The organism is Pseudomonas frederiksbergensis, assembly GCF_017114915.1.
GTDB classification, from domain to species: Bacteria; Pseudomonadota; Gammaproteobacteria; order Pseudomonadales; family Pseudomonadaceae; genus Aquipseudomonas; species Aquipseudomonas frederiksbergensis_I.
This window is the reverse complement of record NZ_JAAUOE010000019.1, coordinates 64,653-79,651: the sequence shown is the minus strand read 5'-3', so window position 1 is coordinate 79,651 and position 14,999 is coordinate 64,653. Positions and strand designations below refer to the sequence as shown.

The 14,999-nt window shown below is 59.2% G+C and carries 13 protein-coding genes; 4 read left to right on the top strand and 9 right to left on the bottom strand.

The window, feature by feature from the left end:
* Together HCU66_RS15420 and HCU66_RS15415 are read left to right on the top strand one after the other, a co-directional pair.
* Positions 1 to 579, top strand: a complete 579-nt coding sequence (locus HCU66_RS15420; RefSeq protein WP_205889290.1) for a hypothetical protein — start codon at positions 1 to 3, stop codon at positions 577 to 579.
* Positions 580 to 653: 74 nt separating this feature from the next.
* Positions 654 to 1,262: a GGDEF domain-containing protein gene (locus tag HCU66_RS15415; protein ID WP_205889289.1), complete on the top strand. Its 609-nt coding sequence runs from the start codon at positions 654 to 656 to the stop codon at positions 1,260 to 1,262.
* A gap of 15 nt (positions 1,263 to 1,277) precedes the next feature.
* Here HCU66_RS15415 and HCU66_RS15410 read toward each other — a convergent pair whose 3' ends face one another.
* Complete coding sequence (locus tag HCU66_RS15410; protein ID WP_205889288.1) at positions 1,278 to 1,703, bottom strand: VOC family protein; 426 nt, start codon at positions 1,701 to 1,703, stop codon at positions 1,278 to 1,280.
* Between the two features lie 113 nt (positions 1,704 to 1,816).
* Between HCU66_RS15410 and HCU66_RS15405 the strand changes: the two genes are divergently transcribed.
* The gene (locus tag HCU66_RS15405) at positions 1,817 to 2,683 is read left to right on the top strand and encodes a LysR family transcriptional regulator (protein WP_205889287.1); all 867 of its coding nucleotides are present in this window, start codon (positions 1,817 to 1,819) and stop codon (positions 2,681 to 2,683) included.
* A gap of 276 nt (positions 2,684 to 2,959) precedes the next feature.
* Entirely contained in the window at positions 2,960 to 4,192 is a 1,233-nt protein-coding gene (locus HCU66_RS15400; protein ID WP_205889286.1) for a hypothetical protein, read from the top strand.
* A gap of 73 nt (positions 4,193 to 4,265) precedes the next feature.
* Here the strand turns inward: HCU66_RS15400 and fabI are convergent, their stop codons facing one another.
* The 8 genes from fabI to gloB all read right to left on the bottom strand — a co-directional run bounded on the left by fabI (position 4,266) and on the right by gloB (position 14,975).
* Positions 4,266 to 5,060, bottom strand: coding sequence for an enoyl-ACP reductase FabI (gene fabI / locus HCU66_RS15395; protein ID WP_003202751.1), 795 nt, complete (start codon positions 5,058 to 5,060; stop codon positions 4,266 to 4,268).
* A 22-nt stretch (positions 5,061 to 5,082) separates the two neighbouring features.
* Positions 5,083 to 6,693 (bottom strand): ABC transporter ATP-binding protein, encoded by a 1,611-nt coding sequence (locus HCU66_RS15390; protein ID WP_205889285.1) that lies wholly within the window; start codon positions 6,691 to 6,693, stop codon positions 5,083 to 5,085.
* A gap of 1 nt (position 6,694) precedes the next feature.
* Positions 6,695 to 7,714, bottom strand: coding sequence for an ABC transporter permease (locus HCU66_RS15385; RefSeq protein WP_205889284.1), 1,020 nt, complete (start codon positions 7,712 to 7,714; stop codon positions 6,695 to 6,697).
* Position 7,715: 1 nt separating this feature from the next.
* Complete coding sequence (locus tag HCU66_RS15380; protein WP_205889283.1) at positions 7,716 to 8,789, bottom strand: microcin C ABC transporter permease YejB; 1,074 nt, start codon at positions 8,787 to 8,789, stop codon at positions 7,716 to 7,718.
* A 4-nt stretch (positions 8,790 to 8,793) separates the two neighbouring features.
* Positions 8,794 to 10,635 (bottom strand): extracellular solute-binding protein, encoded by a 1,842-nt coding sequence (locus tag HCU66_RS15375; RefSeq protein ID WP_205889282.1) that lies wholly within the window; start codon positions 10,633 to 10,635, stop codon positions 8,794 to 8,796.
* A complete protein-coding gene (locus HCU66_RS15370) occupies positions 10,632 to 12,446 on the bottom strand; it encodes an extracellular solute-binding protein (RefSeq protein ID WP_420908058.1) in 1,815 nt (604 codons plus the stop codon). Before HCU66_RS15370 ends, HCU66_RS15375 begins: the two co-directional genes overlap by 4 nt.
* Positions 12,447 to 12,653: 207 nt before the next feature.
* Complete coding sequence (locus HCU66_RS15365) at positions 12,654 to 14,108, bottom strand: transglycosylase SLT domain-containing protein (RefSeq protein WP_205889280.1); 1,455 nt, start codon at positions 14,106 to 14,108, stop codon at positions 12,654 to 12,656.
* 99 nt (positions 14,109 to 14,207) lie between these two features.
* The gene (gene gloB, locus HCU66_RS15360) at positions 14,208 to 14,975 is read right to left on the bottom strand and encodes a hydroxyacylglutathione hydrolase (RefSeq protein ID WP_205889279.1); all 768 of its coding nucleotides are present in this window, start codon (positions 14,973 to 14,975) and stop codon (positions 14,208 to 14,210) included.
* Positions 14,976 to 14,999: the final 24 nt, after the last annotated feature.

Here is a 14,999-nt window from a genome sequence, read left to right as displayed (position 1 = left end):
ATGAGACGACATCTGTTATTGGGCGCGGTGGTGTTGATCGGGCTGAGTGGTTACGCCTCGGACCTGTTCGCTGATGATAAGGAAGCGGTGAAGGCATTCGAGACGGTGCAGAAGGTGTTCCAGAGCCCCCGTTGTCAGAACTGCCATATCCCCGGCGATTCGCCTTTACAGTTCGACGCCGGCAATCCTCACGCGATGAGTGTGGTTCGCGGGATGGATGGCAAAGGGGCGGCTGGTTTGCCGTGTGCCAGTTGCCATGCCGAAAGCAATCCGCCCGCCAGTTATGGGCCTCACGCACCGCCCGGGGCGCCACATTGGAGCCTGCCGCCGGCCGCGCACAAAATGGCCTGGATTGGCCTGCCACCCGACCGGTTGTGCGCGACGATCAAGGACCGCTCCAGTAATGGCGATCGTGATTTTGCGGCACTGATCAAACATGTCAGCGAAGACAAACTGGTGCTCTGGGGCTGGCGTCCGGGTGAGGGACGGGTGCCGGTGCCGGTCCCCCATCATATTTTCGTCACCCGGTTCAAACTCTGGGCGGACGCTGGAGGGCCGTGTCCGGTGGCGGGTAGCTGACCAGCGGCGTGTTTACAGGGAGTCATACCGGGTGTGAACGACTCTAATGTTCATACCCATCAAAGGAGTGAGTGATGCTAACCCCAGGCAAACCGGTCAAACCCGGCGCTGGCGCGCCGAACGTTCTCGACAGCGCAGCGCAGGATCGCGATGCACTGCGCGACTTGTCGCGCAAGGCCGAGCAAGAACTGATGGGCGTGCAGATGGCGAGCATGGATGAGTTGACGCTGCTGTCCAATCGTCATGGTTTCGAGGCTCTGGCGCGGTTGGGGCTGGAGGCCTGTCGGCAGATGGGCAAACCCGCGACGCTACTGTTTTTCGATCTCGATCACTTCAAGCGCATCAACCAGCTGTATGGGCGTGCCGAGGGCGACAATGCCCTGAAAACCTTCGCCGATGTGCTGCGTATAGCCTTTCGTGAAAGCGACGTGATCGGCCGGCTGGGCAGCGATGAATTTGTTGCCTTGTTGACGGGCGCCGCCCCAGTGGAAATCGCCGCGATCAGGGCGCGCCTCGAAGAAATACTCGATGAGCGCAATGCCACGGTGCATCGTGGGTATGACATTCGTTTCAGTGTCGGGCAGATCGAGTTTGATGCTCAGCTACCCCAAACGGCGCAAGACCTGCTGGCGCTGGTTGATAAGGCGTTGCGCGCCCGACAGTTCGACGCTCGTCATTCTTGAAGGGCGCCGGGCGGATCATTTGGCGAACAACTGATCGATATTTTTGAATGCCTTGAACTCCAGGGCATTGCCACAGGGATCGAAGAGAAACATCGTGGCTTGTTCGCCCACCAATCCCAGAAACCGGATACCCGGCTCGATCACGAAGTGTGTACCAAGGTCTTTCAAACGCTCGGCCAGCGCTTCCCATTCCTCCATCCCCAATACCACACCAAAATGCGGCACCGGTACGTCATGGCCATCCACGGCGTTGGTATGGGCCGCTTCCTGAGAAGCGTTTTTCGGCGCCAGATGAATCACCAGTTGATGGCCGAAAAAGTTGAAGTCGACCCAGTGCTCGCTGGAACGACCTTCTTGCAGGCCGAACACTTCGCCATAGAAGCGCCGGGCAGCGGCCAAATCGTAAACCGGGATGGCCAAATGAAAAGGGGACAGTTGCATCGGATGTGCCTCGACGGGGTAGGAGTTGAGACTGAGTTTAATCTTGTGCTTTTCGATTGAAAGACGATAGTTTTTGCAGCGAGCTCAAATTATTTCGATCAATTGGGGGCCGTATGCTGCGGGAACTGAAAACCTTCATTGCCGTGACACGCCATGGCACATTTGCTGCGGCAGGCATCCACATCGGGCTGACTCAGTCGGCAGTCAGCGCGCAGATCCGCAATCTGGAGCAGGCGTTGGGTATACGTCTGTTCGATCGCACCGGACGTCAGGCGATTCTCAATGCGGCGGGGCAGCGGGCGTTGCCGATGGCTCAGGAAATGCTCGAGACCTTCAGCCGCATGGCCGTCAGTGATGACATCCGCGAGTTTCGTGGCGAATTGAAGATCGGCGCGGTGGCCACCGCCCAGACCGGGTTGTTGCCCCAGGCGTTATTGCGACTCAGGCAACAGGCGCCGTTGCTGGAGGCGAAACTGGTGCCGGGGGTATCCCTGAACCTGTTGAGCCAGGTGGACACCGGCGAAGTGGACCTGGCGATTCTGATCAAGCCACCGTTTGAACTACCCAAGGAATTGTCGGTGCAAGTCATCCGCCGGGAGCCGTTTGTACTGATCGTGCCGGTAGACCTTGAGGGCGACGACCCGCTGCAGTTACTCGCCAACCACCCCCACGTACGCTATGACCGCAATTCGTTCGGCGGGCGATTGGTGACTCGCTTTTTGCGCGAGCAGCAGATTGATGTGCAAGTGGCCCTGGAGCTGGATGAGCTGGAAGCCATCGTCAAAATGGTGGAATGCGGGCTGGGTGTTTCGCTATTGCCCGAGGCGGGATTATGGCTTGAGCATGGGGCGAAGGTGCGGGTCATCCCGTTGGGTGAGCTGACGTTCTACCGGGAGATCGTGCTGTTGCAGCGTTATAGCCAGCGGACACAACCGATCCAGCAGTTGTTTGCCCGGTGTCTGACACAAATCGACGACTGATCCCTGTGTGCGGGCTTGCTCGCGAAGGCGGAGTCCGGCATATAGAAAATGTTGACTGGCCAACCGCTTTCGCGAGCAAGCGCGCACACATCGCTGTACAAAAACCTATGCCTGGCCAGTCAATTGGCTCTTAAGGAAAGTCAACTATCAGTTCTGATAGTTGCCACCTATTTGGATAATCGCGACAGTGGGCTGCCAACGGCATCTCCGCGCAGTCAGGTTTGATGGGCATTTTGAACCTGGATGGAGTCAATAGACTTTCCAGAGGATTAAAAAATGACCCAGTCGAACAAACAAAATCCCCAAAGCGCCGGAGACATTGATCTCTCCTTCGGCGTGAATGGCGAGGTCAAACTTACTGAGGGCTCAATACGAGCGGTTACGGACGATGGTGAAGGACTGATCCTCGCAGTATGGATCGATGAAGAAACCCAATTGCATCGGGTATTATCAGACGGTTCGAAGGATCTGACCTTTGGTGACAACGGGGTCGTAAAATGCCAGTTCGAGAAAGATGAAGACGCGAGACCCGAGCAGTTGATCCGTCAAGCCGACGGCAAGTTTTTGCTGGTCGGAAGCTCGATCCGCACACACTTCCTCTGGCGCACTGCAGTTTCGAGATTTCATCCCAACGGCAGGCCGGACTTGGAGTACGGTACTAAGATTTTTCCTTATCCGTACGATCCTGATAGCGTCCGGTTTTATCCGCATCGACCTGTTGCATGTCTCCAGGCCGACGGCAAACTCTTGGTTTCGTCGGGGTACAGGGTAGACGATGTGGACGGGAGGCCCATTTACGAGGCAGGAAGGCTGCATCGTCTTGATGTGAATGGTTTGTCCGATCGGGGCTTCGGTATCGACGGGCAGATTGAGATACGTATAAAGGGTCAGGACACACGGATCGAGGGTATTGGGGCTTTGCCAGACGCTAAGATCGTAGTCAGTGCAACGCTTGACAGAGTCAAAGACGACACCTCTAACGCGAGAATATCTGTAGCGTGCCTTGAGTCCAATGGCAAGCTGGACCAAACATTCGCCGACGGGGGATATTGGGAGGCGAAGAACTATAGCTCCAGTGCCAAGATGACTGTAGACGACGATAAAATCATCTTGCTAGGCACCGAGAAAAGGGATGGTGCAGCAGTTTCGACTTTCTCGATGTTCAAGCTGATGCCTGATGGCAAACCGGACCCGACATTTAACGATGGAGCTCCACTGCCGATTGATGTTGGAGAGGGCCGCCTATTTCCCGTGACTGTTATGCATTCTAAGCAGAGGATCGTTGCGTTGGTGTACCGGTTTGACGGTGATATCTGGATTCACGTGATGCGTGTTCACAATCGCGGCGAGCTTGACCTCGACTTTGGCGGTGCAGGTAGTATCAAGCTCGGGCCCGGCGATGCGAGTGACGGAATTGTTCAGGGAAACAGTGGGCGTATTATCCTTGCCGCTGATTGTGGTTCATACACGACCAAAAAAGAGCCTACGGTTATTGGGATCCTGAGTTGATGGCAATGGAATAAATATTGAGGCTGCAAAAAAACCCGCCTGAAGAGGCGGGTTTTTAACGGCTAACCGAAGATCACTCTTCGATGTTGCCCATGGCGGTGGTGTTGAAGCCGCCGTCCACGTACATGATTTCGCCGCTGATGCCGGACGCCAGGTCCGAGCACAGGAAGGCGCCGGCGTTGCCGACTTCTTCGATGGTGACGTTACGACGCAGCGGGGTTTGCGCTTCGTTGGCGGCCAGCATTTTGCGGAAGTTCTTGATGCCGGAAGCGGCGAGGGTGCGGATCGGGCCTGCCGATACGCAGTTGACGCGGGTGCCGTCCGGGCCCAGGGAGCCGGCCAGGTAACGTACGCCAGCTTCCAGGGAAGCCTTGGCCATGCCCATTACGTTGTAGTTCGGCATGGTGCGCTCGGCGCCCAGGTACGACAGGGTCAGCAGGCTGCCATTGCGGCCTTTCATCATTTCGCGACCGGCCTTGGCCAGGGCCACGAAGCTGTAGGCGCTGATGTCGTGAGCGATGCGGAAACCTTCACGGGTGGTGGCTTCGGTGAAGTCGCCGTCCAGTTGGTCGCCCGGGGCAAAGCCGACGGAGTGCACGATGCAGTCCAGGCCGTCCCACTTCTTGCTCAGCTCTTCGAAGACCTTGGCGATTTCTTCATCGCTGGCCACGTCGCACGGGAAGCACAGCTCAGGGCTCGAACCCCAGCCTTGTGCGAACTCTTCGACACGACCCTTGAGTTTGTCGTTCTGATAAGTGAAGGCAAGCTCAGCGCCCTCGCGATGCATGGCGGCAGCGATGCCGGATGCGATGGACAGCTTGCTGGCGACACCGACGATCAGTACGCGCTTACCGGCGAGAAAACCCATGTGTTGCTCCTCTCTTTCAGGTTTATTGCGCAGTGGCTGGTGCCAGAAAAGCGGCTTCCAGCAACTGCTGTGTATACGGATGTTGGGGGGCGGCAAAGATACTTTGCGCGTCTCCCTGTTCGACCACTTGGCCATGCTTGACCACCATCAGCTGGTGGCTCAGCGCTTTGACGACAGCCAGGTCATGGCTGATAAACAGATACGTCAGGTTGTACTTGGTTTGCAGTGAACGTAGCAGCTCCACCACTTGGCGTTGCACGGTGCGGTCGAGGGCCGAGGTCGGCTCGTCCAGCAGAATCAACGCCGGTTTTAGCACTAAAGCACGGGCAATGGCGATCCTCTGCCGCTGCCCACCGGAAAATTCATGGGGGTAGCGGTGCCGGGTTTCCGGATCCAGACCTACCTCCTTGAGTGCCGCAATAATCGCTTGTTCCTGCTCGGCCTCGGTGCCCATCTTGTGGATCCGCAGGCCTTCGCCGACGATCTGGCTCACGCACATCCGTGGGCTCAGGCTGCCAAAAGGGTCTTGGAACACCACCTGCATTTCCCGCCGCAGCGGTCGAACCTCTTGTTGCGTCAGGCAGTCTAGCTGCTTGCCTTCAAAACGGATGGCGCCTTTGCTACCGATCAGCCGCAAAATCGCCAGGCCGAGCGTCGACTTGCCGGAACCGCTTTCCCCCACAATCCCCAGGGTCTGGCCCTGGGGCAGGCTGAAATTGATCCCGTCCACCGCTTTGATGTGGTCAACGGTCTTTTTCAGAAAGCCTTTTTTGATCGGGAACCAGACTTTCAGGTCCTCGACTTGCAACAGCGGCGGGCCAATGACATTGGTTGCCGGCTTGCCGCTGGGCTCCGCTGCCAGCAGTTCCCGGGTGTACGGATGCTGCGGCGCGCGGAACAATTCTTCGCACGATGCCTGTTCGACGATGCAACCACGCTGCATGACACATACGCGATGCGCAATTCTTCGCACAAGGTTCAAATCGTGACTGATCAGTAACAACGCCATGCCCAGGCGGGCCTGCAACGCCTTGAGCAATTCGAGGATTTTCAGCTGCACGGTCACGTCCAGCGCGGTGGTCGGCTCATCGGCAATCAGCAATTCCGGCTCGTTGGCCAGGGCCATGGCGATCATCACCCGCTGGCGCTGGCCACCGGACAATTCGTGGGGCAGGGCCTTGAGACGCTTCTGCGGTTCAGGGATGCCGACCATTTCCAGCAGCTCCAGCGTGCGTTTGGTCGCGACGTTGCCGGTCAGGCCTTTGTGGATGCCCAGCACCTCGTTGATCTGTTTCTCGATCGAATGCAGCGGATTGAGCGAGGTCATCGGCTCTTGAAAGATCATCGCGATCCGGTTGCCGCGGATGTGGCGGATGGTTTTCTCTTTCAGGTCCAGCAGATTCCGGTCGGAATAAGTGATGGTGCCGGACGGGTGCCGGGCCAGCGGGTAGGGCAGCAGCCGCAGGATCGAGTGGGCGGTCACCGATTTGCCGGAGCCGCTTTCGCCCACCAGCGCCAGGGTTTCGCCGCGCTTGATGTCGAAGCTGACGCCCTCGACCACCCGCTGCACGCGTTCACCGACGACAAATTCGACGGCCAGGTCGCGCACTTCGATCAGATTGTCCTGATTCATTTCACTTCCTCGGGTCGAAGGCATCGCGAGCGGACTCGCCGATAAACACCAACAGGCTCAACATCAGCGCCAGCACTGCAAACGCACTCATACCGAGCCACGGTGCTTGCAGGTTCGATTTGCCCTGAGCCACCAGTTCACCCAGCGACGGCGCCCCCGGCGGCAGACCGAAGCCCAGGAAGTCGAGGGCCGTCAGGGTGCCGATGGCGCCGGTCAGGATGAACGGCATGAAGGTCATGGTCGAGACCATGGCGTTGGGCAAAATGTGGCGGAACATGATCGCACCATTGCGCATGCCGAGCGCCCTGGCCGCGCGCACATATTCCAGATTGCGGCCGCGCAGGAACTCGGCGCGCACCACATCCACCAGGCTCATCCACGAAAACAGCAGCATGATCCCCAGCAGCCACCAGAAATTCGGTTGCACGAAGCTGGCGAGGATGATCAGCAGGTACAACACCGGCAGGCCGGACCAGATCTCCAGGAAACGCTGGCCGGCCAGATCGACCCAGCCGCCATAAAAGCCCTGCAAGGCCCCGGCGATCACGCCGATGATCGAGCTGAGCAGGGTCAGGGTCAGGGCGAACAGGACCGAAATCCGGAAGCCGTAAATCACTCGGGCCAACACATCGCGGCCCTGGTCGTCGGTGCCCAGCAGGTTGTCGGCCGAAGGCGGCGCGGGGGCGGGGACTTTCAGGTCGTAGTTGATGCTCTGGTAGCTGTAGGGAATCGGCGCCCACAGCACCCAGGCATCCTTGGCCTTGAGCAGTTCGCGGATGTACGGGCTTTTGTAATTGGCTTCCAGCGGGAATTCGCCGCCGAACGCGGTTTCGGGGTAGCGCTTGAGCGCCGGGAAGTACCAGGCGTTGTCGTAATGCACCACCAGCGGTTTGTCGTTGGCGATCAGCTCGGCGCCGAGGCTTGCGCCGAACAGAATCAGAAACAGCCACAACGACCACCAACCACGCTTGTTGGCCTTGAACAGTTCGAAACGTCGGCGATTGAGCGGGGACAGGTTCATCTCAATGCTCCCGGCTTTCGAAGTCGATACGCGGATCGACAAAGGTATACGTGAGGTCGCCGATCAGCTTCACCACCAGCCCCAGCAGGGTGAAGATAAACAGCGTGCCGAAGACCACCGGGTAATCGCGGTTGATCGCGGCTTCGAAACTCATCAAACCGAGGCCGTCGAGGGAGAAAATCACTTCCACCAGCAGCGAGCCGGTAAAGAAGATCCCGATAAATGCCGAGGGGAAACCGGCGATCACCAATAGCATGGCGTTGCGGAACACATGACCGTACAGCACGCGGTGGCGGGTCAGACCCTTGGCCTTGGCGGTGACCACGTACTGCTTGTTGATCTCGTCGAGGAAGCTGTTTTTGGTCAGCAGGGTCATGGTCGCGAAGTTGCCAATCACCAAGGCGGTCACCGGTAGCGCCATGTGCCAGAAATAATCGAGGATCTTGCCGCCGGTGCTGAGTTCATCGAAGTTGTTTGAGGTCAGGCCCCGTAGCGGGAACCAGTCGAGATAACTGCCGCCGGCGAACACCACAATCAGCAAAATGGCGAACAGGAACGCCGGGATCGCGTAGCCGACGATGATCGCCGAACTGGTCCAGACGTCGAAGTGGCTGCCGTGTCGCGTCGCCTTGGCGATCCCCAACGGGATCGACACCAGGTACATGATCAGCGTGCTCCACAGCCCCAGGGAGATCGACACCGGCAGCTTTTCCTTGATCAGGTCGATGACCTTGGCGTCGCGGAAGAAGCTGTCGCCGAAATCCAGGGTGGCGTAGTTCTTGATCATGATCCACAAGCGTTCCGGCGCCGATTTGTCGAAGCCGTACATGTGCTCGATTTCCTTGACCAGCGCCGGGTCCAGGCCCTGGGCCCCGCGATAGGCGGAACCGGCCACCGACACTTCGGCACCGCCGCCGGCAATGCGGCTGGTGGCGCCTTCGAAGCCTTCGAGCTTGGCGATCATCTGTTCCACCGGCCCACCGGGGGCGGCCTGGATGATCACGAAGTTGATCAGCAGAATGCCCAGCAGGGTCGGAATGATCAGCAGCAGTCGCCGAAAAATATACGCCAGCATCTGATTACTCCGTGCCCGCAGGGTCGGCTTGCAGTTGGGTTTCGATTTCTACCGCAGGTTTTGCATCGGGCTTGACCCACCAGGTGTTAATGCCGATGTCATATTTGGGCGAAACCTTCGGGTGGCCGATGTGATTCCAGTACGCCACGCGCCAGGTCTTGATGTGCCAGTTGGGGATCACGTAATACCCCCATTGCAGCACCCGGTCCAGCGCCCGGGCATGGGCCACCAGGCTTTGGCGCGAATCGGCGTTGATCAGTTGCTCGACCAGTTGGTCCACCACCGGGTCTTTCAGGCCCATGGAGTTGCGGCTGCCGGGTTTGTCGGCGGCGTCGGTCATCCAGAACTCACGCTGTTCGTTACCCGGCGAGTTGGATTGCGGGAAACTGCCGACGATCATGTCGAAGTCCCGTGAGCGCACGCGGTTGATGTATTGCGAGACGTCGACCCGGCGGATCACCAGGTCGATGCCCAGGTCGCTGAGGTTGCGCTTGAACGGCAGCAGTATCCGCTCGAACTCGGTCTGGGCCAGCAGGAATTCGAGGGTCACCGGTTTGCCGGTGGCGTCGACCATTTTGTCGTCGACGATCAGCCAGCCAGCCTCTTGCAGCAGTTGATAAGCCTGGCGCTGCTGGGTGCGGATCATGCCGCTGGCGTCGGTCACCGGGTTCTGGAACGCCTCGCTGAACACTTGCTCGGGAATCTTGCCGCGGAACGGGTCGAGGATCGCCAGTTGATCGGCGTCCGGCAGGCCGGTGGCGGCCATTTCCGAGTTTTCGAAGTAGCTGCGGGTGCGCACATAGGCGCCGTTGAACAGTTGCTTGTTGGTCCATTCGAAATCCAGCAACAGGGTCAATGCCTGGCGCACGCGCACATCCTGAAACACCGAGCGGCGCAAGTTGAACACGAAACCTTGCATGCCGGTCGGGTTGCCGTTGGCAATCTCTTCCTTGATCAGCCGCCCTTCGGTCACCGCCGGAATGTTGTAGGCCTTGGCCCAGTTTTTCGCGGCCGATTCCAGCCAGTAATCGAACTGACCGGCCTTGAGCGCTTCCAGCGCGACGGTGTTGTCGCGGTAATAGTCGGTGGTCATCACCTCGAAATTGTAGAAGCCGCGATTGACCGGCAGGTCCTTGCCCCAGTAATCCTTGACCCGCTCATAGCGCACCGAGCGCCCGGCCTTCACTTCGCTGACTTTGTACGGGCCGCTGCCCAGCGGCAGTTCCAGATTGCCCTTGTTGAAGTCGCGGGTGGCCCACCAATGTTTGGGCAGTACCGGCAACTGGCCGAGGATCAGCGGCAGTTCGCGGTTGTTGGTGTGCTTGAACTTGAACAGCACTTTGAGCGGATCTTCGGCGACCACTTCTTCCACATCGCTGTAATAGACGCGGTAGAGCGGAGCGCCGTCCTTGACCAGGGTCTGGAAGCTGAACACCACATCTTCGGCACGCACCGGGTGGCCGTCGTGGAAGCGGGCTTCGGGCCGCAGGTAGAAGCGTACCCAGCCGTTGTCCGGGGCTTTCTCGATTTTGCCGGCGATCAGGCCGTATTGGGTGAAGGGTTCATCCAGGCCCTGTTTGGCCAGGGTGTCGTAGATCATGCCAATGTCGTCGGCCGGCACGCCTTTGCTGATGAACGGGTTGAGGCTGTCGAAGCCACCGAACCCGGCCTGACGGAAGATACCGCCCTTGGGCGCGTCGGGATTCACGTAATCGAAGTGTTTAAAATCGGCCGGGTATTTCGGCGGCTCGTTGTACAGGGTCAGTGCATGTTGCGGGGCGGCGCAGGCCAGCCCGGCGAACAACAGACCGCTGGCCTGCAAGAGCAGGGCACGTACGGGTTTCATCGATCTTTCTCCGAAGATTTCAGCCACCACGCGCTCAGGCCCAGGGTGTAGGGCGGCGTCGTGACGAAGGCGAACCGGTTGCGGTAGGCCAAACGGTGATAATTGAGGTACCAGTTGGGAATGATGTAGTGCTGCCATAACAGCACCCGGTCGAGCGCCTTGCCGGCGGCGACTTGTTCATTCCGGGTCTGGGCGGCGAGCAGTTGTTCGAGCAAATGGTCGACCACCGGGTTGGCGATGCCTGCGTAGTTCTTGCTGCCCTTGACCCCGACCTGGCTGGAATGGAAGTACTGCCATTGCTCCAGGCCCGGGCTGAGGGTCTGGTTGAGGGTCATCAGGATCATGTCGTAATCGAACTGATCGAGGCGCTGTTTGTACTGGGCGCGGTCGACCGTGCGCAGCCGTGCGTCGATGCCGATGCTGGCGAGGTTCTCGACGTAAGGCTGAAGGATGCGTTCCAGGTTCGGGTTGACCAGCAGGATCTCAAAGCGCAACGGTTGGCCAATGGCATTCTGTAGTCGCTGACCGTTGAGCTTCCAGCCGGCCTCGGCGAGCAGGCTCAAGGCCTTGCGCATGGTTTCCCGTGGAATGCCGCGGCCTTCGGTCTGCGGCAGGCTGAACGGCTCGATGAGCAACCTGGCGGGCAATTGGTCGCGATAGGGTTTGAGCAACAGCCATTCGTGACCGACCGGTAGCCCGGTGGCGGAAAACTCGCTGTTGGGGTAATAGCTCATGGCACGTGTGTAGGCGCTGCTGAACAGCGTGCGGTTGGTCCACTCGAAATCGAACATCAGCCCCAGCGCTTCACGGACCTTGATCTCGGCGAAGGCTGGCCGCCGGGTGTTCATGAACAGGCCCTGGCTCTGGGTCGGGATCCGGTGCGGGATCTGCGCCTTGATCACCTCGCCACGGCGCACGGCCGGGAAGTCGTAGCCGTTGGCCCAGTTCTTCGCCTGATGCTCGATGTAGATGTCGAACTCGCCGGCCTTGAACGCTTCGAAGGCCACGTCGCTGTCACGGTAGAACTCGACTTCCATGCGATCGACGTTGTACTTGCCGCGATTGACCGGCAGGTCCTTGCCCCAGTAATCCTTGACCCGTTCGAAGACGATCTGCCGCCCGGGGGTTACCGAGGTGATGCGATATGGCCCGCTGCCCAATGGCGGCTCGAAGGTGGTGGCCTTGAAGTCGCGATCTTTCCAGTAGTGCTGGGGCAACACGGGCAACTCGCCCAGGCGCAGGATCAGCAACGGATTGCCGGAGCGTTTGAAGACGAAGCGAATGCGCTGCGGGTTGAGGATGTCGACCCGCGACACTTCCTGAAGGTTGGTGCGGTATTGCGGATGACCTTCCTTGAGCAGCCGTCGGTAAGAGAACGCGACATCGTAAGCGGTGATCGGCGTGCCATCGTGGAAGCGCGCTTCGGGGCGCAGGTTGAACACCACCCAGCTGCGGTCCTCGCTGTATTCCACCGATTGGGCGATCAGGCCATAACTGGACGTCGGCTCATCGCCGGACGGCGCGTACTGGCCGGTACCGACCATCAACGGTTCGTTGAGTTCGTTGATGCCATATTGCAGGAAGTTCCCGGTGGAAACCGGGCTTGAACCTTTGAACGTGTAGGGGTTGAGCGTATCGAAGGTGCCAAACGCCATCACCCGCAACGTACCGCCCTTGGGCGCTTGCGGGTTGACCCAGTCGAAGTGGGTAAATCGGGCCGGGTACTTGAGCGTGCCGAACTGCGCATAACCGTGGCTTTCGCTGATCGTCGCGCTTGCGCAGGTGCTCAAGGCCAGGCTGATCAGGAGCAGGAGGAGGGGACGCTTCAAGTCAGAGATCCGATCCAGGCGGCTTGGGCTTTATCGGCCGTACAGTAACAGCTTGTACCGACAGGAAAAAGCAGTCGTAAACCTAAGTACGCGGTGTGTCAGAAATCATCGGATATCAGGTTTTGGGGCTGCTTCGCAACCCGACGGGAGCAAGCTCTCGCCACAATAGCCCTCGACAGGGCGCGCTGCTTATTGTGGCGAAGCAACCGTCAGCATCTGCCCCGGCTTCAGCGCCTGGCCAACCCGAGGGTTCCAGCGCTTGAGGTGCTGCATTTCGACGTTGAAGCGTTTGGCGACCATGTACAGCGAGTCCCCTTGCTGGACCTTGTATTGGGTCTGCGACTTCTGTTTCTCAGCTTTGCCCGTTGCCTTGCTATTGGCCGCCACTACGGTGTTGACGCGCCCGGATTTGCGCCTGGTAGTGTCCTGCATCACCAGGGTCTGGCCGACCTTGAGGTTCTTGCCGTTCAGCTTGTTCCAGCGTTGCAGGTCTTTGATGTCGACCTTATTGGCCTTGGCAATGGTGCCCAGATTGTCGCCACGTTTGACCCGGTAAGCGCGCTTGACGCTGGCGATTTCGCTGTCGTCGGCACCTTCGAATACCGGCTTGAGCGGCCGCTGGCTGATCAGCTCCTCAGGGCGCATGGTCGACAGGCTGGCGGTCAGCAGTTGCGCCTTGGACGTCGGCACCAGCAGATGCTGGGGACCGTCGATGGTGGTGCGCTGCTTGAAGGCCGGATTGAGCTGGAACAGTTCGTCTTCGTCGATGTTGGCCACCGCGGCAACCTTGGACAGGTCCATGCGCTGGTTGATTTCGACGACCTGGAAGTATGGTTCGTTGGCGATCGGGTTGAGGTTCACGCCATAGGCATCGGGCGCCAACACCACTTGCGACAACGCCAGCAGCTTCGGCACATAAGCCTGGGTTTCCGCCGGCAGCGGCAGGTTCCAGTAATCGGTCGGCAGGCCGAGTCGTTCGTTGCGCTCGATGGCCCGGCTGACCGTGCCTTCGCCGGCGTTGTAGGCCGCCAGGGCCAGCAGCCAGTCGCCGTTGAACATGTCGTGCAGGCGGGTCAGGTAATCCATGGCCGCGGTGGTCGAGGCGGTGATATCGCGACGGCCATCATAGAAACGGGTCTGACGCAGGTTGAAGTAACGCCCGGTGGAAGGAATGAATTGCCAAAGACCCACCGCGTCGGCCCGGGAATAGGCCATCGGGTTGTAGGCGCTTTCAATCACCGGCAACAGCGCCAGTTCCAGCGGCATGTTGCGTTCTTCAAGGCGTTCGACGATGTAGTGAATGTAGAGGCTGCCGCGTTCGCCGGCGTTTTCGAGGAAGGACGGATTACTGGCGAACCATAGGCGCTGTTGCTCGATGCGCGGGTTGACGCCCAGGTTGTCCTGCAACTGGAAGCCTTGGCGCATGCGCTCCCAGATGTCTTGTGGAATTTGCGGTGTCGGTTTTTCGCTGAGCCAGATCGGTTTTTGCTTGGCTCGCGCGGCGACCTTCGGCGTGTGTGTCGCTTCGGTCTGCGGCACATGGCTGGAACAGCCCGCCAAAGTGGCGGACACAGCCACCGCAATGGCTTGAGCCAAGCGGGTCAATGCGTCTGAATTGATGGCTTTACGAATAGATGACGACATTGGCTGGAAGTAAGTTCCGGGCAAAAATGTCGGGCGATTCTAGAAAGCGCACCCCCTGCGGTCAACCATTCAGAACTTTTGTACCAGCGCACAGGATCTTTAGAACGTATCTTTCCAAGCCCGTAGTGCCGCAAAGACCGCACTCGGCGCCCGGTTTTCCGTTCCGTTCCGTTCGTCCACTTTTTCTTTAACGGATGTTTCGCCGGTACGCAAAAACGGATTGGTGCGCTTTTCCAGCGCCAGTGTCGAAGGCAGCGTCATGGTTCCGGCTTCCCGTTGCCGGGTGACTTTGGCCAGTCGTTCGAGGGTATCGGAGTTGCCCGGTTCGACCGCCACGGCAAACTTCAGATTGCTCAGGGTGTATTCGTGGGTGCAATAGACCAGCGTGTCTTCGGGAAGCGCCGCGAGACGGCTCAGCGAGTGATGCATTTGCTCGGGTGTGCCTTCGAACAATCGTCCGCAACCGGCAGCGAACAGGGTGTCGCCGCAAAACAGATGGCCGTGGTGATAATAGGCGATGTGCCCGAGGGTATGGCCTGGCACTTTGATGACCTCGAAGTCCCAGCCCAGCACGTTGATACGGTCGTCGTCCTTGAGGGCCACGTCCCGCGCCGGGATGGTTTCGCTGGCCGGGCCATAGACGGTCGCGTCTGTCGCTTTTTTCAGCCGCTCGACGCCGCCGACATGGTCATGATGGTGATGAGTGATCAGAATGTCGCTTAACACCCAACCCGGGTGCGCCGCGAGCCAGGCCTGTACCGGCGCGGCATCGCCCGGATCGACCACGGCGCAGCGCCGGGTGCCGTGGTCTTGTAACAACCAGATGTAGTTGTCGGTGAAGGCGGGCAGGGCACTGATCTGTATCATCGTCGGATTCGCCAAGCGGAAAAC

Coding starts and splice junctions, on each gene's coding strand:
- HCU66_RS15420 (WP_205889290.1), top strand. CDS start 1: ATGAGACGACATCTGTTATTGGGCGCGGTGGTGTTGATCGGGCTGAGT.
- HCU66_RS15415 (WP_205889289.1), top strand. CDS start 654: ATGCTAACCCCAGGCAAACCGGTCAAACCCGGCGCTGGCGCGCCGAAC.
- HCU66_RS15410 (WP_205889288.1), bottom strand. CDS start 1,703: ATGCAACTGTCCCCTTTTCATTTGGCCATCCCGGTTTACGATTTGGCC.
- HCU66_RS15405 (WP_205889287.1), top strand. CDS start 1,817: ATGCTGCGGGAACTGAAAACCTTCATTGCCGTGACACGCCATGGCACA.
- HCU66_RS15400 (WP_205889286.1), top strand. CDS start 2,960: ATGACCCAGTCGAACAAACAAAATCCCCAAAGCGCCGGAGACATTGAT.
- fabI (WP_003202751.1), bottom strand. CDS start 5,060: ATGGGTTTTCTCGCCGGTAAGCGCGTACTGATCGTCGGTGTCGCCAGC.
- HCU66_RS15390 (WP_205889285.1), bottom strand. CDS start 6,693: ATGAATCAGGACAATCTGATCGAAGTGCGCGACCTGGCCGTCGAATTT.
- HCU66_RS15385 (WP_205889284.1), bottom strand. CDS start 7,714: ATGAACCTGTCCCCGCTCAATCGCCGACGTTTCGAACTGTTCAAGGCC.
- HCU66_RS15380 (WP_205889283.1), bottom strand. CDS start 8,789: ATGCTGGCGTATATTTTTCGGCGACTGCTGCTGATCATTCCGACCCTG.
- HCU66_RS15375 (WP_205889282.1), bottom strand. CDS start 10,635: ATGAAACCCGTACGTGCCCTGCTCTTGCAGGCCAGCGGTCTGTTGTTC.
- HCU66_RS15365 (WP_205889280.1), bottom strand. CDS start 14,108: ATGTCGTCATCTATTCGTAAAGCCATCAATTCAGACGCATTGACCCGC.
- gloB (WP_205889279.1), bottom strand. CDS start 14,975: ATGATACAGATCAGTGCCCTGCCCGCCTTCACCGACAACTACATCTGG.